Raw genomic sequence first — 21,129 nt, 5'->3', positions numbered from 1 at the left:
CCACGAAGGATTGTTCTTTGTATGATTAATCTAAGATGATAATTTTTACAGTTTTGCGGCCCCATTGTAATGCTTTTGCTTTGTTAGGCATCAGGACATCGATTTTATGACCGATAATTGCTCCACCAGTATCACCGGCAATCGCAACTCCGTAACCTTCAACCCATACCTTTGAGCCGAGTGGTATAACACCAGGGTCTACAGCAATTAGTTTCATATTTGGATTTTCTTTAATATTGTAGCCTAAATACGTAACATCACTTTTCGTATCTTCATGGCTATATGCAGTTGCTGTTACATATAATTCCTTGCCAGACTTTGATGAATCATTAGATGATTCCTTAGCTGAATTATTATTAGATGAACCCTTAGTTTTAGTTGTAGAAGAAGATTTAGGTTTAGATTGTGATTTAGTAACTGGTGGCTCGGCTATTTGCTGTGCACGAGCTTCCTCTTTTGCTTTTTTCGCTTTAGCTAGTTCAGCAGCTCTAGCCTTAGCAGCAGCTTCTTCTTTTTTGATTTGCTCCTGAATTGAGCTAATTTGTGATTGGATTTTACTCTTTTCCTGTTCAGCAAGGCTTATTTCAGAAGCTAGCTTCGTATATTTCTCTTGCATTTTTACGAGCGCTTCAGTTCGTTTTGCATAATTTTCTTCTAGCGTTGCCTTTTTTGATTCAAGCTCAACTTGTTGATTAATTAATAGCTGCTCTTGGATATCTATTTCTTTCTTATCTTCTTCAATTTGTTTTAGGTCAGCCTCTTGTTCATCGAGTATTTTTTTGTCGGCATTTAATAGTGTTGTAACTGCACCGATTCTTTCAAAGAAATTCCCAATGCTGTCAGAGTTGATGAGAGTTTCAATGACAATCGTTGTATGATCACTATGCTGCAGTGCTTTTAGGCGCTGCTCCATAATGCCTTCGCGAGCATAAACCTTGTCTTGAAGCAGGACAATTTGCTCTTTCTTTTCCTCTATGATTTGTTGAATTTCTGTTATTTTTGTTTGAACATCTGATAGACTTTGCTCATTTTTAGAGATTTCTGCTTCAATAGCTTGGACATTTTCTTGAATCTCTTTGACTTCTTCATCAACAGCTTGCTGTTCTTTTTCCTTTTGAAGAATGGTTTGTTGATTCTGCTCTAGCTGTTTCTCTGCACTATTTAAAGTGTCATTAGTTGATGCTGCATTTGCCACATAGGAAATAGGTAAAGATAATAAAAGAATCATAAGTGTGGCAATTGTTCGCTTTAAAGCTCGCATAAAGCAACCCCTTTCTCTTAACTAGTTATAACATAGAAAGGGGCCCCGTAGGTTACAATTAGATTAAAAATCCATGAAAATACTTACAATATAGGTATTATTTTCCTTTTTGCCACTCTAAAAGCGTCCGATCAGTTGGTAAAAGAAATGCAAGAATACCAATTAAAGGTAAAAATGAAATAGAAATCATTGTCGGTGTTAATCCGATAAAATCAATTAACGTACCTAAAGCGATGGAGCCAATAGCGCCCATTCCAAATGCGAGGCCAACAGTTAAACCAGACATCGTACCAATTTTTCCAGGAACAAGCTCTTGAGCGTAAACAACTGTTACTGAAAAGCTAGACATTAATATTAGACCGATCAACGCTAACACAATCAGTGAAACGGTTGGACCAACAAAAGGCAATAGAATGGTAAGTGGTACTGTTGCAAGCAAGGAGACAATAATGACGTTTCTCTTGCCAAATTTATCTGCTAACGGTCCACCTAAAAATGTACCGACTGCACCAAGTAATAAAAAGATAAAGATATAAATTTGTGACTCGGCTATTGATAAATGGTATTTTTCCATCGCATAGAAGGTATAAAAATTTGATATCGCACTTCCATACCATGATCGAGCAAAAATAAGGAAGATAATGATAAGCAGTGCATTTCTTACTGCCTTAGTAATAGAGCTATTATTTGAATTTACCTTATTAGTAGTTTGTTGCTTCCGGGTAGGTTGTAAATCTTGTAATCTACTAGAATACCATTTTGCAATATAGACTAAAAAGGCAACGGCTATTGCAGCAACAATCGTAAAATATATCGAACCGAATTGGCCAAATGGGACAAGGATAAGCGCGGTTATAAGCGGTGCAAGAGCCTGACCGCTATTTCCACCTACCTGATAGATTGATTGAGCTAAGCCGCGGCGTTTTCCTGCAGCCATATAAGCCACTCTCGAGCCTTCAGGATGAAAGACAGCTGAGCCTAGTCCGATAAATATTACAGATAGCAGTATCGTAATAAAGGAAGGGGCAAATGCAAGTCCTAACACCCCGAGCATACTAAAGGTTAAGCCGATCGGAAGGGCATAGGGCATCGGACGTTTATCTGTATATAGGCCAACAACTGGCTGCATGACGGATGAGACCATGTTTAATGCAAAGCCAATGAATCCAAGCTGTGTAAAGGTTAGCCCCATTGAGTCCTCTAAAATTGGAAACATCGCAGGAATAACGGATTGGATACTATCGTTTAATAGATGACATAAGCCAATAATAAATAAAATGTTGTAAACCGTACCTGTGTCCTTCGAATATGGAACAGGCTGTTTTTGTACTGTGGCAGTGGACATAAGTATAATCCCCTTTTCGTTTGATATTATTTCGAATTCCGAAATAGTCCTTTAAACCATATTATTGTCATTTATGTGGAAAAATTCAAGAGATTTTATATTGTTAGTAACAAAGGAAGCTTAATAGGAATAGGGAATAATGAAACAGAAAAGGTGGGAATATGTTGAGCATTCAGATTTTAGCATCACCGAGACCTTTCGAGTTACCAGTTGAAATTGAATGCTACAATAATTGTACAAATTTCAGAAGCTGATAAATACTGGATTGAAATAATAAAGCCGATCATTACATTGCCATATGTGTACGAAGTGACTGGACTAGGTAAAAATATTTTTTCGTTTACTTAGAAAAATATTTTGCAGAAGGGGACATTCTTGAATTATATGATATTCCAATACAAAGCTGGTACAACGACTCCATTCAGCGTGCCTTGGAATATGAGGAGACAATCATGGTCGATTTTAAGAAATTATGTGTATCAAAATCATTTAGGAACCTTTCAATTAAACTGGAAAAATTGGGACAAGGATTTAGAGCATCACACTTTGGTAACTGAGCGTGGACAAAAAAAGAGAAGGTTGCCAAACCGAATAAAAGTTGGCAACCTTTTTCAATTTGGCTGTTTCACAATCTTTGTTTCTTTTTTAAAGTGTAGTTGTTCGTGGTTGATTTTCTCATGCAGTACTCGTTTTCCGCAGGGTGGGTGGTGAGCCTTCTCAGGGTAAACACCTGCTCAAGATTAACCCTCCCACGCATCCCGCAGGAGTCTCGCAATCAGATCCAATCATCCTTTATATAGTTAGTACTAAAAAAACAACAATCTTTTAGAAAAGAGCATTCAATTTAAACTTAAAGCAGATGTTTTAGCATATTCATTTCTCATTGACGGCTGTTTTAACATAATTGATACGTGATCGCCAACACGAAACGGTTTCTTTAAAGCATCCTCGTGAATTGTAAGCAGACCTAATTCAGTTTTAATCGAATAATGAATCTCTTTTCCTTGAAATTGAACGGTCATGACTTCACCTGGAAAGCCTTCCGCACTATCCGATACTGAAAACTGTTCTGGTCGAACTGGACAAAGGTTTTTTTCCTTTAATTGCGATTCGACTCTTATGTTTTTCCATTGAATAGGGGTCGAAGTGCCAAACGGCTCAAAGGTGATTTCATCGCACCAAATTCCTTCAATCATATTCGCTTTACCAACAAATTTAGCGACAAATTCAGTTCGTGGATTGTAATATATTTGCTGTGGTGTATCAAATTGTTCAATCTTACCATTATTCATGACAACAATTTTATCAGCCATTGCAAGGGCTTCTTCCTGGTCGTGGGTCACATAAATAATCGTTGCTCCTGTTATACGATGGAGCTGTTGAATTTCTCTACGCATATCCATTCGTAGCTCTGCATCTAAACTACTTAATGGCTCATCCATCAATAATAGTGCTGGCTTTGGGGCAATAGCCCGAGCTAATGCAACTCTTTGCTTTTGCCCTCCGGAAAGCTCGTGTGGCATTCGATGTGAAAATGATTGAAGATTTACAATTTGTAGTACTTCCTCAATTCGTTTTTCAGGATTTGCTTTCATCTCCTTTTTCACAAATTGATGATGAAGAAGGGGAAAGCGAATATGCTCCTTAACATTCATATGAGGCCATAATGCAAATGATTGAAACACCATTCCAATATTTCGTTTTTCTGGTGGAGTAGTTTTATTTTTTTCACTGACACATTGTCCATTCATATAAATTTCACCCTCTGATGGGGAATCAAATCCAGCCAAAAGCCTCAATAAGGTTGTTTTTCCACAGCCTGATGGACCTAATATTGCAACAAATTCTCCGTCATTAATAGAGAGATTAATTGAGTGCAGAGCAGTTGTCTTACTAAATACTTTGCTAACATTTCTAATGTCTGTTGCCATTATGCATCACCTTGCTTTCCCAAATCTTTTGAATAAGAAACATAAAAAGAAATCCGACGAGCATGAGAAGAAGGATAACCATTGAAAATGCAGTTGCATGTGTTGTATATCCTGCTTGTTCAAAATTAAAAATAACGAGACCGATCGTTTCTGTTCCACTTGACCATAGTAAGGAAGAAACCGTTAATTCAGTTAAAGCGGTAAGAAAGACTAAAAAGGCTCCACTCATTAACCCTGGCAAAATAAGTGGAATCAGGATCCTTTTCCATTTCGTAAACAAGGAGGCACCACTCGTTCTCGCGGCATGTTCCATCGATACATCAATTTGCAGAAGTGATGTTACACTGCCCCGAACCTGTAAAATTAGAAACCTCGTAAAATATGCGATATACATTATCCAAACGGATCCATATATTCCTGGATTCCACCCGGGAATAGGCTCCATCCATGTGAAAATAAGGGCAAGAGCAAGCACTGTTCCAGGAAGAGCATATGGAATGGCAATCATGATTTCGATCGTTTTCGTTAAAAGCGTCGGTTTTCTTACACGTAAATAGGCGATGATAGTACCGATAAAAAGCCCTATTAATGTAACGATTGCTGCTAGCTTTACACTATTTTCGATTGCATTCGCTGTTTTAGAGCTAGAGAAAAGGACAAATTCGAAATGCTTTAAACTAATATTTTGTAAAGTAAATTCAAGCCCGTATGCCTTGATAAGGGAAGTTGCTGCCATTGATAACAACGGGACGATGCTTGTTGAGATGAGGAAGAACCATAGTATTCCTTGAACAACTAAGCGCTTTTTCTTAGACAGTGTAAACCGCGGCTCCATATCCTCTCTAGATGCTTCGATTTGCTTTGAACGCTTTAAAAGTAACCATTGAATGAGTGTACCGATGATAGCTATTAGCCCTAACATAACGGAAAGTACAGCTCCTTTAGCAAATGCAGAAGGTCCAAAGCCGATAATCTGCTCATAAATATAGGTGCTTAACACACGAATATTGGCTGGTATCCCTAAAAATGCGGGAATCCCGAAATTATCTAAATTTGCTAAAAAGGCTAAAAGTCCGCCACTAGCAATCCCTGGTAGAGCAAGAGGCAATGTGATTCTCCGAAATGTTTTCCACCTTGAGCTACCAGAAATACTAGCCGCCATTTCAAGCTCTCTCGGAATTTTCCGTAATACACTAACTGTTAACAAGTAAACTAATGGATAATGAGAAAAGCCCATTACAACAATAATCCCAGATATGCTATATAAATTAATCGGTTGTAGCTGGCCTGGTAATAGGTTTAGAAAGGCTGCGACAGGACCATTTACGCCCATAAACTGTGTCCATGCTAACGTCGTCATATACGATGGAATAATAAATGGCAAAAAGATAAAGATTTGCAGAAGCCTTTTATGGTGAATATTTGTATAAGCAATGAGCCATGCTGTTGCCACTCCTAAGCAAACGGATAGAATCGTCGATCCAGTGACAATGATAAGGGTGTTGTAGATTGTTTTCCATGTTGCTTGCTCTGATAAAATCTCTTGAAAATGCTCAATGGTTAATCCGTTTTCAGAGGAGATGCTTAAAAGTATGAGTCTGACAACTGGAACAAAAAAGATTAGAAAGACGAGAAGAAATCCAAGTGCTTTTAGATAAACAGAGGGGAATCTTTGAGATAGATTCCCCTTTAAACGTGCTAACTGAAACATGTTTGCTGCCTCTTTTCTATCTATTGATCTCCAAATAATTTGCTGAATTCTTCCTTGTCTGCTTCACGATCCTGATATAATTCATTCAATTCAGCATTTAATACTTTCATTTCTTCAATTGTTTTTAGTCCTTCTGGTGCTTTTATGCCTTTGCGAATCGGTGTATAGCCGATTTCAGCAGCGAGGTTTTGACCATCCTCAGATAATACGAAGTCAACGAATGCTTTTGCTGCTTTCTCATTCTTCGTCTCTTTCATAATCGCAATTGGTTCTGTAATAACTGGAACACCTTCTTTAGGATATATTAAATCAATTGGTGAACCTTCCGCTTTTGCCCGAGCGACAATGTAGTCAACAACCATGCCATACGCTTTTTCCCCAGAGGCTACTGCTTGTTGGACTGCACCGTTTCCTTCTGTCACCATAATCTGATTGTCCTTTAACTTTTCATAGAACTCCCAATTGAATTCATCATTTCGAGTAAATACGCCGAGATTATACGCAGCAGCTCCTGAATATAACGGACTTGGCATAATGGCTTGCTCCTTTGCCTCCTCAGAAGCTAACACCTGCCAGGAATCTGGTGCATCAGTTACTTTATCTGTGTTTATTGCTAAAATAGTCGCCATTACCTTTGTTCCTGTGTACATGCCATCTTTATCGACAAATTCTTCAGGAATTTCACTTATCTCATTAGATTTATAGGATAAGAGCATATCCTCAGCCTTTAAGCTTTCAAATGTAACTGCATCTGCGACAAGAAGAACATCTGCTTGAACCTCGCCAGCCTGTTGCTCTGCTTGAATTTTACTAATGACTTCTTCTGTACCCGAGCGGAAAATTTCCACATTTACATCTGGATATTTTTCATTAAATGCATCAACAAGCTTTTGAGCATCCTCGTCAGGCTGTGATGTGTAAAAGGATAAATCGCCTGAGATATCGCTTGATTCTCCACCGTTATTCGATGAAGAAGAATTGCTACTACATGCAGCTAATAAGAAAAGAATAAGAAAAAAGCTAAGAAGTTTTTTTACCTTTGCCATGAATGAAATCCTCCTATATGAATCAATTATTGCTAGAGATTAAACGAGCGACGAATCTCTCATAAGTCCTAGTCTATTCATTCAATATTAAGGAGTAATAAAGAGACGGTAGAGCTTTTGTAAAATTAATGTAAAAAAATATCGGATTATGTAAAGGGGGATAGAAGTTTGCGAAGAAAAAATAAAAATCCTTTATGTTGATTGTTAGTCCTTTCCCTAACGAATCAGCATAAAGGAATTTACTGAAGCTTATCCTTTTCCAAGCACCCATTTGCTTTTTGAAAACATGACATATGCAATGAGGAAGGAGATAACGATAAAGATTGTTGAGCTCCCGACAACGAGGAGGATACTCGTTGCATCGTAAATGCCATAGATTAATTGCTTAATAAGCGCATAGATATTTAAAAACGGAATCATAAAATATGTTGCTGATAATTCGTTCGCTGACGTTCCGATTAAGATAAAATAAGGAACCATCGCTAATGTCGTCACTGGCGAAATATAGTTTTGCGCTTCCTTCATCGTATTAGCTAATAAGCTAAGCACCATTTCCAAGCTTGAAATAAGCAGGGCAAAGAAAATAATTCCGACAAGTAAGCTCACTGTGAAAAATCCAATATTTTTATCCAATTGAAGAGCTTCTGCTAAATTCTCGGTAAACAAGTTCACACCAACAATAAAAGTTATGACTGAGAAAATACCACTAATCATACTTAGCGCGGAAATCGTTAACCATTTCCCAAGAATAATATGAAGTCGATGAACAGGTGTCATAAGCAATGCTTCCATTGTCTTTCGTTCCTTTTCACCTGCGAACAAGTCATTTGCAGCAGGTAGTCCTCCCATAAGTACTGCAAGGACAATAATGAGCTGAGCAAAAATACTAACCATATAAAGGGACATATCGTCACCTTCACTTACGCTCTTTAAACTAATTTGAAAAGGCTCAATTTCCGACGGGTCAATTTGATGTTCAACAAGGCGTTGCTGAATAAACTCTTGTTTTTTCATTGTTAGCGTATTGGCAATGAGATCTGAGGCGTTTCCACCCTTTGTACTTGTTGGATCAGCCTGGATAATCACTTCTGGCATTTCACCTTTTTCTAGCTGTTTCATAAAATCTGAATCTGTTGAAATAGCAACAACTGCGTCTCCATTTTCGACCATTTTTAAAGGGTCCTCAGATGAAACAATCTCTAATTCTTCAATATCCTCTAACCAATTCGTCACTTGTTTGTCTGAAGCAGAATCAACCGCTACTTTTACTTGTTCAACCTCATCATTCATAAATACCTTTTCCATAAAGAACAATAATCCGATATTGAATAATATTGGTAGAAGGATGCTTAAAACAATAGTTTTTCGATCACGTAATGCATCCTTTAATTCCTTCATAAATACATGCCAAGCCATTAGTTAGCCCCCCTAACAATTCGAGACATAAAGATGTAATTTAAATCTTCACTTTCTTCTTGTTTGTATAATTCGTCGATCGTACCGTTATATACCATTTCTCCTTTGTGAATCATCACAATCGATTGGCAAAGCTGTTTCACTTCTTCCATGATATGGCTTGAGAAAATAATCGTTTTGCCTTCCTTTCGTAGCTGATGAATCAATTCACGAAACATATTTGCCGACGTGATATCAAGTCCTGTTGTTGGTTCATCAAAAAGGATAATTTCCGGGTTATGGATGAGTGTCCGAGCGATTGTAACCTTTTGACGCATACCTTTAGAAAATCCTCCTACTCTTCGATCTAAGTAATCCTTCATTCCGAAGCGAACAGCAAGATAATCAATTCTCGTCTTCGTTTCATGCTGACTCATCCCGTATAGCTTTGCGAAATAAGCTAGATTTTCACGAGCTGTTAATCTGTCATATAAGCCTGTTTCACTACCGAATAAAACACCAATTTTTGCTTTGATTTTCATTGGATCCTTATGGATGTTGATGCCTTCGATATGGATGGTTCCTGCTGAAGGCTCTAATATTGTTGATATCATTCGAAGCAATGTTGTTTTCCCTGCCCCATTTTCCCCAAGTAGTCCAACGACATCACCTTTTTTTATTTGAAATGAAACATCTTTAACGGCTTCAATTGTATTTTTCTTATCTTTAAAAAATCTTGATACATGTTGGATATCAATCATTTTTTAGTTCCTCCCTTGACTGCTTTAACTGTCTTCATCATAAGGAATTTCTTATTTATATACACCGATCATGTCGTGAAACTTCCTTTTTTTGTCGTGAAAATACCAAATCCTCTCATGAACGTGATAAACTATTGGTAAATCTATACTTGGAACGAGTGGGAGCATGATTAAGGTTGGATTAGTAGATGACCAGAAATATGACTTAGAGAAGTTAACAATTACTCTATCAAAGGAAGAGAATATTGAAATTGTCTTTGCGACAAATAATTCTGAGGAAGCCTATACCCTAATTAAAGAGGGGAATATTGATTTGCTCATTACCGATATCGAAATGCCAGCATTATCAGGCTATGAGCTTGCTGATTTTATCAATAGTTATGCAATGGATATAAGCGTCATTTTTGTAACGGGTCATAGTGGCTATGCTGTTCATGCCTTTGAGCTAAATGTTCTGGATTACATTATGAAGCCTTTTTCAAAGGAACGGTTGCTAAAGGGAATTAATCGGCTTCAAAAGAAAAACGAAGTAGTTGATAAAGCAAAATTAGTGTTGAAAAATAAATCGGAAATCTTTTTTATCGATAAGAAGGATATTATATATATTGAAAGAACGGGCCGATCAACAACGATTAATACAAGCGAGGGAGAATATACAACATACCAAACGTTAAATGAGCTTGAAGAGGAGCTATCAGGCTCACATTTCGTTAGGTCACATCGAGGATTTATTATTAACATTCATTATGTAAAAAACTTCTCACTATATACGAAAAATTCCTATACAGTACATTTTCAAGGGACGAAAAAAACCGCAATCATCACAAAAATGAGTCTTGATAAGCTACAAGACAAGTTTTACAACTAGGGGAATGAAAGTGAAATCTTTTTATTATCCAGGCATCATTTTTATCATCCATCTTATTGGCTGGATCCAGCTTTTCGTAAGTCATTCATATTTATCGCTCATCATCCTGCTTTGTATAAGCGGAGGTATCTCATTTTATTATCGCAATGAGTTAAAACAAATGCGGTTTTTACTTGCTGCATTGCCGATAGAGGAAACAATCCATATAGTTGGTATACAAATCGTATTTTTACTAATTGTTATACTGGCAGGAACCGTTGAAATACAGGTTGTTGGAATGTGTGGAATTCTTTTTTGTGAGTTAATCCGGATAAAGCTCTATCCTCGATTAGCGAAGGAAAAGGAGCAGATTGTTCAAATTGAAGCAAAAATAACCGAAATGAATGAGCAATTTCTTACAATTCGCAGCCAAAGGCATGACTTTTTAAAACATGTTAATGCGATAGATTATTTAATTGACCAGGATGCAAGCGTTGAGGTAAAGCAATATTTTCGTGAGCTGCTAGGTGAGTACCAGGAAATCAATCAGACAATAAAAGGTGAAGAAGCTCATATCGCGGCAATTCTTTTGAAGGAAAAGAAGCGAGCTGAGAAAAATGGCACGAAGGTAGTGTATAAGCTAGATGCACCTGTTTCGGCGATTCCGATGAACAAAATCGACCAGGTTCAATTTGTAACGAACTTAGTTGAAAATGCAGTAGAGGGTGCAGAAACCTACCATATGCGATTTAACCGTTCAAGCTTAAATGTCCGAACGGAAATTCACGGAGGCATTTATATTTTTGAAATCAAAAATAGTGCATATTTTCCAGATAAGCATTTGTTAGATAAATTGTTTGATAGCTTTGAAATAAGTACAAAAGGTGAGAACCATCAAGGACTTGGGACATATATTATTTCAAAACTGGTGGAATCACACCATGGACGTTTAAGCTACAATTATTTTCATGATGAATTATTAATAAAAATAAAGCTTCCATTAATTGTTGGGAATGAAAAAAGTGCGAAATAAAAGCTTTAGTAGTTTAGAAATACCGAAGTGGGGAAGATATTTACGAGAACGGTGGCGTGAAATATGTGCAGGTCATCTTACATATGAGGAACAAAAGGAAATTGGGATGGATTATTTTCTATGGCATTTGTGTAGTTGGGAAAGAGTAGAGTGTTTGGAGAAGGAAGCAGCAATAGAAGCTTTTCACAAACAGGCAAAGCATAAATTCATGGTGTTTTATCAATTTGTTGACGAAGCATACCTTTTTGAACATGCCGGGTCTCTTAAAGTGACTGACCTTCCTTATGTTGAAGCTCATATGAACTATAGTGATATGTACGTTTTGGATTGGGATAACGGTTGGTCATTTATATGTACACATGAAAGTGAAATAGGTCCGTTTTTTATTAAAAGAAACTAGGAAACAAGCGAATCTTCAGCGTGAAGGTTCGCTTGTTTTATGTGAAAAAATATTCTTCACTTTATTTTGGATAAATGATTTTTGACAAAAAGAATAAAAACAATCGTATTGAGCAACTATAAAGAGAGGATTCCATTTGTTGTCAATTACATTTGCGCGAAACTGAAATACTGTCTATGAAAAAATGCTCCTTTAGTTAGAATAGAGAATTGGAGAACCAGCATGGTAGCTACATATGTCATTCCTTATACAACAGCAATTATTTTTTGGTTAATTATTATTTTTTCAAAAAAGCATATTACGAAAATGGAAATGTATACAACAACGTTTTTTGCTCTTTATTTTGAAATACTCGCCAATATTATTTTAGATATTAAGTATGACTTATATGGTTATTTTGATAAAGGAGTAAGCTTTCAAACAATCCCAATCGCTATTTTGCTTTTTTCTGCCGTAAATATTCTATATTTGAATTTTTATCCTTACAGAAAATCACCTTTAATACAGTTTCTCTATATTATGATTTGCACAATAATTGGCGTTTTCTTTGAATGGGTGTTTTTACAAGGTGATTTTTTTTATCATAATGGATGGAAGCTATGGTATTCGTTCGTAAGTTATCCACTGATTTTTTATATTCTAACGCTAAATTTACGAATCACACGCAAATTAAAACGTAAGGGGAGTTAGTTTTCCACTTTTAAAACCATTCTTACTGTTTTTAGAATATGTCCATCAAAATAATCATCAAATTCCGAAACGATGTTAAATCCTTTTGCTTTGTAAAACGTTGTTCCGATATGATTATCCTTTTCGACATTTATTCCTATTTCTTTTATACCTTCAAGGGTTTTAATTCCCTTTTTTAATAGGGATGTACCAATCCCTTTACCGTGGTGCTCAGGAAGGATATAAACAGCAGCAAGCTCAGCTTTCCCATTCTCCTTAACGGGGGAAAAGTTAATAAAGCCAACAATTTTTCCCCCAACCTCTGAAACCCAAATGAATGAATTTTTTAATCGTTTTTGCATCATTTCATCACTATAAGCTGAATTTAGAAAGCTTTTTTGAATATCATATGGAATAATGCCTTCGTATGTATAATGCCAACTTGTTTTCGCGACTTGCTGTACTTGTTTGATATCTTCTATTTGCATTTCCCGAATTGTAACGTCCACCTTCATCGCCCCTCCCACTATTATTTTTGATTGATGTCTTTCCTGTGCTAAAGGTATAAAAAATAGAGCATCTCAAAAGAAACGCCCTATTTTTATTGATTATTACTGTATCATCAAAGGTATGGAAGAATCAAGCAACCGCCTAAAGCTCCAGTGACAACAATGATCCAGGGGGGGAGCTTCCAATAAACTAACATGCTAAAGAGAATCGCAGCAAAGGCAAAGTCCGGAGCACTTAATATAGAGCTTTGCCAAATCGGTTGGTAAAAAGCTGCAATTAAAATCCCAACAACAGCAGCATTAACACCTAATAATGCCCCATTTATGCTTTGATTGCTGCGGAGCATATTCCAAAATGGCAGCGTACCAAGGATGAGCAAAAATGCCGGTAAAAAGATGGCGATAGTTGCAATGACCCCACCTTGCCATCCGTTCATGACAGCTCCAAGATAAGCAGCAAATGTAAATAATGGACCAGGAACAGCTTGTGCTGCACCATAGCCGGCAAGAAAGGCTTCCTCTGACATCCATCCAGTTGGGACAAATTCCTTTTCTAATAATGGTAAGACGACGTGTCCCCCTCCAAACACTAATGATCCTGAACGATAAAAGCTATCGAACATGGCGATCCAGCTTAACGATGTAAGATCGTTCATAATCGGCAGTGCAATTAATATGCCAAAAAACAGGGCTAAACAGATGATTGCAAACCTTTTTGAAATCGGAAATTGAACCGTTTTTTCATTGCTGACCTGTTCATTTTTATAGAATAGATACCCTACAAAAGCTGCAATAAGAATGACTCCTACCTGGGTCAAGGCTGATTGCCATAAAAGCGTGCCAACCAATGCAATGAGAGCGATCGCTTTTCTTTTTAAATCAGGTGTTAATTTTTGTGCCATTCCAATAATTGCATGAGCAACAACAGCAACAGCAACGATTTTTAATCCATGGATAAAGCCTGAAGTACTAATATGTAAGCCTTGAAGCAGAATAGCAAATAAAATAAGGGCAATGACAGATGGGAGGGTAAAACCAATAAAGGACGTGATTCCGCCAAGCAGTCCTCCTTTCATAACGCCGATCCCAATGCCAACTTGGCTACTTGCTGGCCCAGGGAGGAATTGACAAAGTGCTACTAAATCAGCATAGCTCTTTTCATCGAGCCATTTTCTTCGGCGAATATATTCCTCGTGAAAATAGCCAAGATGTGCGACAGGACCACCAAATGAGGTTAAGCCAAGCCTAGTTGAAACAAGGAGGATTTCCCATAATGTTGCTAAGGTTGTTTTTTGTTTCATCTTCAAGCTCCTTTACTCTTTTATTTCCTTAAAAAGTTCATAGGCTTTCTTTCTAGCTTCTTCTAAAACACTCTCACCTTTAGCTGTTGTTGTATAATACTTTCTTATTTTTCCATCAATATTTTTATCCTCACGAATAAGCAGTCCATCTGTTTCCATCGTGTGAAGGATTGGATAGAGCGTACCAGCGCTAATGCTATAACCGTGCTCCTTTAATTCCTCAAGCATCCAAAGGCCATAAATCGGGTGTTCCTTTGCATGATGGAGAATATGAATATGGATAAATCCTAAAAATAGCTTTCTAAGTACTTTATCATCCAACGATTTATCACCGCCTTTCATAATCGAAAACCAATATCGAAATCCGATATCAAGATTCGAAAAGAGTATATCATATAAAACTTACAAAAGGGGAAGAGGATGAAATAATATAGTAGGAGGAGTGTTGAACTTATAAGTCATTCTACTCGGCAGACGATTGTTTTATTGGTAAACTAAACTATATATTTTAAAAGAACATTAAAATTGAAAACCCTTTCTTGGTTTGTAAATAATGCTTAAAACTTATCATTACGTTCTTTAGATAATTAAGAGTATTCTAAATGCCAGACTTGGAGGAAACTGATGGTGAAAATTCGTTCATTTTTACATCCATATCGAATGCCGATGGCCATTGCACTAAGTTTAATGCTAATAGAATTAGCGGTTGAGCTTATTCATCCATTGCTAATGGCAAAAATAATTGATGAAGGAATCGTAAATAAGGACCTTCATGTTGTTTTGCTGTGGGGGGGAGTGATGCTTGGAATTTCCCTTCTTGCTTTTGCATCTGGTATTATTAATTCCTTTTATGCTTCACATGTCAGTCAAAGCTTTGGATTTGATATTCGGAAACAACTTTTTGAAAAGGTACAGCGATTTTCTTTTGAGCAATTAAGCCGTTTTCCGACTTCTTCCCTCATTACGCGGATGACTAATGATATTACCCAGCTGCAAAACACCTTATTTATGGGACTGAGAATTATGTTAAGAGCGCCATTACTTGTGATTGGTGCAGTGATTATGTCATTTATCGTTAATCCTCTGTTAGCAAGCGTGTTTGTTTTCGTTATTCCGATGATTATCCTGACTCTTATTTGGATTATGAGAAAAGGTAGTGCATTATTTAATAAGGTTCAGGCAAAGCTTGACTTTGTTAATGGTGTTTTACGAGAAAACTTAGTTGGGATGAGATTGATCAAAGCATATGTAAGACGTGATCATGAAATCAAACGGTTCACAAAAGCAACGGATGAATTAAGAGATAAGACGATTACAACTTTACGGCTCATTGAAACCTCAATGCCAGTTCTTCTATTTGTCATGAATATCGCCATTCTCGTTATTTTATGGTTTGGTCATGCCCAAGTGGTAAACGGGAATATTCAGGTTGGTGAGGTTGTGGCTCTCGTAAATTATGGGTTAAGGGTGACGTCGGCCTTATCCATGTTTTCGTTTATCGTTATGTTTTTATCACGCTCGCGGGCGTCTGCAGCCCGGATTTCTGAAGTGTTACATATCGAGGAGAAATATGAAGCCGCAGAAAATAAATGTAAGATAACAGATGGAAAGGTAAGCTTTGAACATGTTTCGTTTACGTATCCAGGAACAAAAGAAGTTGTCCTGAAAGACATTTCCTTTACAGCACCTGCTGGCTCGACGATTGCCATCATGGGTGGAACAGGCTCAGGAAAATCATCTCTCTTTCAGCTGTTACCACGTTTATATGATGTAAATGATGGTGACATTTTCATTGATGGGATAGCAATTGCTGAAATGGATAGCAAAAGCCTGCGTCGGCAAATTGGCTATGTACCACAGGAGGCGATTTTATTTACTGGAACGGTGAAGGAAAATATTTCGTGGGGAAAAGAGGATGCATCATTAGCCGAAATCATTGAAGCAACAAAGGCGGCTCAAATCCATGAAACGATCGAAAAGCTTCCACATCAATATGAAACAAAAATTGGTCAAAAGGGTGTTAATTTATCAGGTGGGCAAAAGCAGCGTCTTTCTGTTGCCCGTGCATTAGTAAGAAAGCCTAAACTGCTTCTGCTTGATGATAGTACAAGTGCATTGGATGTTAAGACGGAAAGAAAATTATTAGAAGCCTTGCGGAATTACTCATGTACAACATTGCTTATTACGCAAAAGGTAAGCACAGCACAGCAGGCGGATAAAATTTTACTTCTTGATGATGGGATTCTAATTGCAGAGGGTACACATGAACAGCTGCTGAAAACATCTCCTCTTTACGGGAAAATTTGTCAATCACAAATGATGGAGGAGGTTCGACATGTTAAAGCAACTAACTAGTCCTTTTAAATATGAGCGATTAAAAATAAACAATCAAGCAGGTATAGAAGCGAAGAAAGACAGGAAAAAAGTGAATCTATCAACGTTAAAACGATTGTGGGTTTACTTATCTGAAAAGCGAATGCTGCTTTGCTTAGTTCTCCTTATGGTTGTCTTAAGCTCTGGCTTAGGCTTATTAGGACCATATTTAATTGGACATACAATTGATCACTTCATTGTGACGAAGGAAATAAACGGGTTATTTCTGTTGTTGGTCAGTTTAACCGTTGTTTTTGCCTTTCATTCGCTTTCGTTATTTTTACAAAATTACTGGATGATTAGTGTCTCACAATTTACCGTTAATCGAATGAGATCAGATTTATTTAGACAATTTCATCAGCTTCCGATTGCTTTCTTTGATAAAAGACAGCATGGGGAATTAATGAGTCGTGTAACAAATGATATTGAAAATGTCAGCTCGACATTAAATAGCTCATTTATTCAGGTTATATCAAGTGTTTTAACCTTAATTGGTACTGTCACAGTGATGGTTATTCTTAGTCCACTGCTTACTCTTGTGACAATGATCATTATTCCTTTAATGGTCATTGGGATGAAGTGGATTACAAAGCGGACCGGAAAGCTGTTTAAGCAGCAGCAACAAAACTTAGGAGAATTAAATGGTTATATCGAAGAGATTATTTCTGGACAAAAGATGATAAAGGCCTATTCCCAAGAGGAAAAAGTCATTTCTCAGTTTGTTGGGAAAAGTAATCAGCTTAAACTTTCGGGCTTTTGGGCACAGACAATTTCAGGCTTTATTCCAAAGGTTATGAATATGTTAAACAATATAAGCTTCGCGATTGTCGCTGCAATTGGGGGATTATTGGCGTTAAATGGCTTGGTCACGATCGGAATCATTGTTATATTTGCCGAATATGCGAGACAATTTACTCGTCCTTTAAACGATCTAGCAAACCAATTTAATACGCTTTTATCAGCAATCGCGGGGGCTGAAAGAGTTTTTGACATTCTTGATGAAGAGAAAGAAATAAACGAATTCGAGGCTAATGGAGTTGTTCCGTCATTACAAGGAGAAGTCGAGTTTTCAAATGTGTCTTTTTCTTACGATGACGGTGATGACAAGCAAACAATTGAAAATGTTAGCTTCCATGCTTCTCCTGGTGAAACGATCGCTTTAGTAGGACCAACAGGTGCAGGGAAAACAACGCTAATTAATTTAATTTCAAGGTTTTATGATGCAAATCAGGGAGAAATTTTCATTGATCGGTTGCCTATTGGACAGTTGAACCGTGATGAACTTCGAAAGCAGATGGCATTTGTGCTACAGGATACATTCCTATTCCATGGCACCGTGCTGGAAAATATTCGTTATGGAAGATTAGATGCAACAGATGAAGAAGTAATAGAAGCGGCTAAATTAGCAAATGCTCACTTCTTTATTCAAAAGCTACCGAACCAATATAAAACGATTATTAGCTATGATGGTAATGGCATCAGTCATGGACAAAAGCAGCTGCTTGCTATCGCTAGGGCAATGCTAGCAAATCCAACGATTTTAATTTTGGATGAAGCAACTAGCAGCATTGATACAATTACTGAACTGCGAATTCAAGACGCTTTGGCAAGGCTAATGAAGGGAAGAACTACCTTTGTCATTGCACATCGTCTCAATACGATCAAAAAGGCAGACCAAATTCTCGTTTTAAAGGAAGGAAAGATTATTGAAAAAGGAACACATGAGGAATTACTTCAATTAAAGGGCTTTTATTCTGAGATGCAACATAAAAATTGAAGCGAGATGATTTCATCCCTTCTACAAGAGACAGTATGAATCAAAATGCTGTTTTTCGTAGGAGGGATTTGTTTTTTGGCAAAAATTGTAATGACAATTTCTTGTTTTCATATTATTCTATAAAGGAAATATATGGTTTTTATATTCTTTAAATCTGCTAATTATCATTAACTTAAGCCCTTTTTAAAATATTGGTGTTATAAACATTGTTAAGCGGAAATCAATCATAACGAAACTAATTAAAGGCAACAAAGTTTATGAAAACAGCCTTTACTTACAAATAAATAAATGAATGAATCGACAAGTAAGTGAAGACACATAAGTGGATGGCAAATAGACTAGAGAGATAAAAGGAAATAAAGGAGAAAAGGATGAAAAGAATTTTCGTTTTACTACTTGCTATTCCGATTGCTATTACACTCGTTTCTTGTAGTCAAAAGGAAACGAAGGCGGAAAATACCATTTCTGTAGCTAATTTAACGAATAGAGAAGAGGCGATTCTTTCAATTACATCAGATAAATCCTCTGTATTTGAGTTTCAACTAGATAATCGGAAGTATAAGCAATTATCGCTTTGGGTAGAAAAATACGAATTAGGAAAGTTGGTCAATGAAGAAATTAACTTCATGACGACTGAAGTTGAAGGAAAAGGTACGATTATTTTTACAGCATCCCAACCAGATGACGAGCAAAATCAGTTTGAGTTTCATATAGGAGTCGAAAGCAATCGTTCAACAAGTAGCGCAAATGCTGTTGATTCACTTGCAAATGCTTCTCCTGATGGTGTGTCATATTCTTGGGAAACAAATCAATCAATAAGCATAAAAAACGAGATGGTCTTTTCTAGCATATGTATATCAAAGCCAGGAGCTGAGGGCATGTCATCGTTGTCTACAGAATTTTATCAAGATGTAGATAGACATATAGATAAGCTTAAAGAGTATGATACTGTTTATCTCCTTAGAGGTGAATTTAAGTAGCACTAGTGTAAATCCATTTAAAAAACGTTTGGAAAGAAAAGAATCCAAACGTTTTTTTAGGCTAATTTTATTGTACTGCACTTTCATCCATGTAAAGAAGCTCCCAAAGATGGCCGTCGATATCTTGAAAACTCCATTGGTACATAAATCCATAGTCCTGTTTGTCAGTTGCAGCTGTTCCACCAGCTTCAAGAGCTTTGTTAACGATTTCATCTACTTGCTCCTTACTGTCAACAGATAATGCGATAATCACTTCTGTACTTTTCGTTGAATCTGCAATCTCTTTTTTCGTAAATTCTTTAAAACGCTTTTCTACTAATAACATCGCATAAATACTATCATTAATCACCATACATGCTGCTAGCTCGTTAGTAAATTGAGGATTGAATTCAAATCCTATTTTTGAAAAAAATTCTTTTGATTTGTCTAAATCTTTTACAGGTAAGTTAACAAATATTTTTTGCACACCCATGTTTCCCATCTCCTTTGGTATGAAGATTACCCCTTGATTAAAAGAAAAAAGGAGAGCTTAACTTTACAAAAGGTAAGTAATCTTTTGAGTTTATCATAAAGCATAATTTACCACTTATCAAGTTATACTTTATAGTTGGGAAACTATTTATTTAGGATGAGTGATTTATAAGTATTAGGTGAAAGTAATATCGAACTATTGCAGAGAAGTGATAAAAAATGGAATTCATACAATTGATAAGGGATGGATAACATGGTAAAATTTACATAAATAGTTAGTTAGTTGAATAACTAAGAAGGAGTGGTGAAATGGCTAAACCAAATGTTATTACGAAAAACGATCTTCTTCAAAGTGCAAAGCAATGTTTGGTGGAAGGTGGGATTGAGAAATTTACATTAAGGGCTGTAGCGGAAAAATCGGGAGTAACGCAAGGAACGGTTTATTACCATTTTCGTACAAAGGAGCAGCTAATATTAGAGCTAGTGCAAGAGATTTGTGAGGATTCCTGGAATAGCTTATCACAAACTGATGAGGGTGTTTTAAAGGAGGCGATTGAGTCAGCAAAAAGTCGCTGTTCGTACGACTCCTTTTACCATAAATTATTTATTACATTAGTATCGACAGGCTTTACGAATGAAAAAATTAGACATCAGCTTGGAGAGATGATTGGTAGAGAAAATGATATTCTTACAAGGCAATTGGAAAAATTGTGGTCGGAATCACCGATTAAAGGCGTTTCCGTTGAGACATGGGGGATTTTCTTTAATGCACTTGTTGATGGAATTGCTCTACAGGCTATATTGAAAAAGGATTTTCCAATTGAAAAAACATATGCAGAGCTTGAACATTTCGTAAATGGAATTAGTTCTTTACAAAACAAGGAGGAATCGGAATGAAAAGTTATATTGTAATTGCAATTTGGGGGTTGTTTATATGGCTTTTTGCAACGCTTTTCTTCGTATTTTTCGGTGACCGTGTATTATTTACCCCTGGAACAAAGGAGTTTTTGATAAGTTTGCTTTTATTACTCATTGGAACGGCACTTCTTTTATGGCTTGTTACTCATCTCTATTTATTAGTTGATAAATCGGAGAATGCGGCGATTAAGTTTGGTATCATCGGAACTATGCTTGGTTTAGCTTTAGATACGTTTTCTTTGGCAAATCACCAGCTGCTTTTTCCGAAATTAAGTTATCAACAGGTTATTGCATTTGCCGCATGGTTGACATTTGCTTATGCCATTTATTTATTCATTCCAGCTGTCATGAACCTGCAAAAAAGGAAAGCGATAAAGCCGTAATTACCGGATAAAGACAAA

The 21,129-nt window shown here is 36.7% G+C and carries 20 protein-coding genes; 9 read left to right on the top strand and 11 right to left on the bottom strand.

The genetic code is table 11. The annotated features are described in order from the left end of the window. Positions 1–25: 25 nt before the first annotated feature. From HU235_RS05535 to HU235_RS05505, 7 genes are all read right to left on the bottom strand, one after another. Entirely contained in the window at positions 26–1,261 is a 1,236-nt protein-coding gene (locus HU235_RS05535; RefSeq protein WP_174879556.1) for a 3D domain-containing protein, read from the bottom strand. A 97-nt stretch (positions 1,262–1,358) separates the two neighbouring features. Next, a complete protein-coding gene (locus tag HU235_RS05530) occupies positions 1,359–2,606 on the bottom strand; it encodes an MFS transporter (protein ID WP_174879555.1) in 1,248 nt (415 codons plus the stop codon). Between the two features lie 839 nt (positions 2,607–3,445). Further along, complete coding sequence (locus HU235_RS05525; RefSeq protein ID WP_174879554.1) at positions 3,446–4,537, bottom strand: ABC transporter ATP-binding protein; 1,092 nt, start codon at positions 4,535–4,537, stop codon at positions 3,446–3,448. Further along, positions 4,521–6,248 (bottom strand): ABC transporter permease, encoded by a 1,728-nt coding sequence (locus HU235_RS05520; RefSeq protein ID WP_174879553.1) that lies wholly within the window; start codon positions 6,246–6,248, stop codon positions 4,521–4,523. Before HU235_RS05520 ends, HU235_RS05525 begins: the two co-directional genes overlap by 17 nt. Positions 6,249–6,268: 20 nt before the next feature. Beyond that, positions 6,269–7,294, bottom strand: a complete 1,026-nt coding sequence (locus HU235_RS05515) for an ABC transporter substrate-binding protein (protein WP_174879552.1) — start codon at positions 7,292–7,294, stop codon at positions 6,269–6,271. 249 nt (positions 7,295–7,543) lie between these two features. Then, positions 7,544–8,710: an ABC transporter permease gene (locus HU235_RS05510; protein ID WP_095300519.1), complete on the bottom strand. Its 1,167-nt coding sequence runs from the start codon at positions 8,708–8,710 to the stop codon at positions 7,544–7,546. Beyond that, positions 8,710–9,450: an ATP-binding cassette domain-containing protein gene (locus HU235_RS05505; RefSeq protein WP_095300521.1), complete on the bottom strand. Its 741-nt coding sequence runs from the start codon at positions 9,448–9,450 to the stop codon at positions 8,710–8,712. The genes HU235_RS05510 and HU235_RS05505 overlap by 1 nt, the downstream gene beginning before the upstream one ends. A gap of 166 nt (positions 9,451–9,616) precedes the next feature. On the opposite strand from HU235_RS05505, the gene HU235_RS05500 reads away from it, so the two are divergent. The 4 genes from HU235_RS05500 to HU235_RS05485 all read left to right on the top strand — a co-directional run bounded on the left by HU235_RS05500 (position 9,617) and on the right by HU235_RS05485 (position 12,420). Beyond that, positions 9,617–10,318: a LytR/AlgR family response regulator transcription factor gene (locus HU235_RS05500; RefSeq protein WP_095300523.1), complete on the top strand. Its 702-nt coding sequence runs from the start codon at positions 9,617–9,619 to the stop codon at positions 10,316–10,318. Positions 10,319–10,328: 10 nt separating this feature from the next. Then, positions 10,329–11,330, top strand: a complete 1,002-nt coding sequence (locus tag HU235_RS05495) for a sensor histidine kinase (protein WP_174879551.1) — start codon at positions 10,329–10,331, stop codon at positions 11,328–11,330. Beyond that, the gene (locus HU235_RS05490; protein WP_370877261.1) at positions 11,320–11,730 is read left to right on the top strand and encodes a DUF4275 family protein; all 411 of its coding nucleotides are present in this window, start codon (positions 11,320–11,322) and stop codon (positions 11,728–11,730) included. The genes HU235_RS05495 and HU235_RS05490 overlap by 11 nt, the downstream gene beginning before the upstream one ends. Before the next feature lie 222 nt (positions 11,731–11,952). Continuing rightward, positions 11,953–12,420 carry a CBO0543 family protein gene (locus tag HU235_RS05485; protein WP_174879549.1) on the top strand — a complete coding sequence of 156 codons (468 nt, stop codon included), beginning with the start codon at positions 11,953–11,955 and terminating at the stop codon, positions 12,418–12,420. Here HU235_RS05485 and HU235_RS05480 read toward each other — a convergent pair. From HU235_RS05480 to HU235_RS05470, 3 genes are all read right to left on the bottom strand, one after another. Next, a complete protein-coding gene (locus tag HU235_RS05480; protein ID WP_370877262.1) occupies positions 12,417–12,914 on the bottom strand; it encodes a GNAT family N-acetyltransferase in 498 nt (165 codons plus the stop codon). The two genes, HU235_RS05485 and HU235_RS05480, sit on opposite strands and share 4 nt — an antisense overlap. 107 nt (positions 12,915–13,021) lie before the next feature. Then, positions 13,022–14,209, bottom strand: a complete 1,188-nt coding sequence (locus HU235_RS05475; RefSeq protein WP_174879548.1) for a chromate transporter — start codon at positions 14,207–14,209, stop codon at positions 13,022–13,024. Positions 14,210–14,221: 12 nt separating this feature from the next. Beyond that, positions 14,222–14,530, bottom strand: a complete 309-nt coding sequence (locus HU235_RS05470) for a PadR family transcriptional regulator (RefSeq protein ID WP_174879547.1) — start codon at positions 14,528–14,530, stop codon at positions 14,222–14,224. A gap of 303 nt (positions 14,531–14,833) precedes the next feature. Here HU235_RS05470 and HU235_RS05465 point away from each other — a divergent pair, with 303 nt between their 5' ends. The 3 genes from HU235_RS05465 to HU235_RS05455 all read left to right on the top strand — a co-directional run bounded on the left by HU235_RS05465 (position 14,834) and on the right by HU235_RS05455 (position 19,339). Then, on the top strand, positions 14,834–16,564 hold the full coding sequence (locus tag HU235_RS05465) for an ABC transporter ATP-binding protein (RefSeq protein WP_174879546.1): 1,731 nt from the start codon (positions 14,834–14,836) through the stop codon (positions 16,562–16,564). Next, the gene (locus HU235_RS05460; protein WP_145581056.1) at positions 16,545–18,359 is read left to right on the top strand and encodes an ABC transporter ATP-binding protein; all 1,815 of its coding nucleotides are present in this window, start codon (positions 16,545–16,547) and stop codon (positions 18,357–18,359) included. Before HU235_RS05465 ends, HU235_RS05460 begins: the two co-directional genes overlap by 20 nt. Before the next feature lie 371 nt (positions 18,360–18,730). Next, a complete protein-coding gene (locus HU235_RS05455; protein ID WP_174879545.1) occupies positions 18,731–19,339 on the top strand; it encodes a hypothetical protein in 609 nt (202 codons plus the stop codon). A 67-nt stretch (positions 19,340–19,406) separates the two neighbouring features. On the opposite strand, the gene HU235_RS05450 is transcribed toward HU235_RS05455, so the two are convergent. Then, complete coding sequence (locus tag HU235_RS05450; RefSeq protein WP_145581054.1) at positions 19,407–19,811, bottom strand: VOC family protein; 405 nt, start codon at positions 19,809–19,811, stop codon at positions 19,407–19,409. A gap of 308 nt (positions 19,812–20,119) precedes the next feature. Here HU235_RS05450 and HU235_RS05445 point away from each other — a divergent pair, with 308 nt between their 5' ends. Then, positions 20,120–20,707 carry a TetR/AcrR family transcriptional regulator gene (locus HU235_RS05445; protein WP_095300541.1) on the top strand — a complete coding sequence of 196 codons (588 nt, stop codon included), beginning with the start codon at positions 20,120–20,122 and terminating at the stop codon, positions 20,705–20,707. After that, a complete protein-coding gene (locus HU235_RS05440; RefSeq protein ID WP_174879544.1) occupies positions 20,704–21,111 on the top strand; it encodes a DUF5367 family protein in 408 nt (135 codons plus the stop codon). The genes HU235_RS05445 and HU235_RS05440 overlap by 4 nt, the downstream gene beginning before the upstream one ends. Positions 21,112–21,129: the final 18 nt, after the last annotated feature.

The sequence above is a fragment of the Metabacillus niabensis genome (assembly GCF_902829255.1).
Classification (GTDB): domain Bacteria; phylum Bacillota; class Bacilli; order Bacillales; family Bacillaceae; genus Metabacillus; species Metabacillus niabensis.
This window is presented reverse-complemented; position numbering and strand designations above follow the sequence as displayed.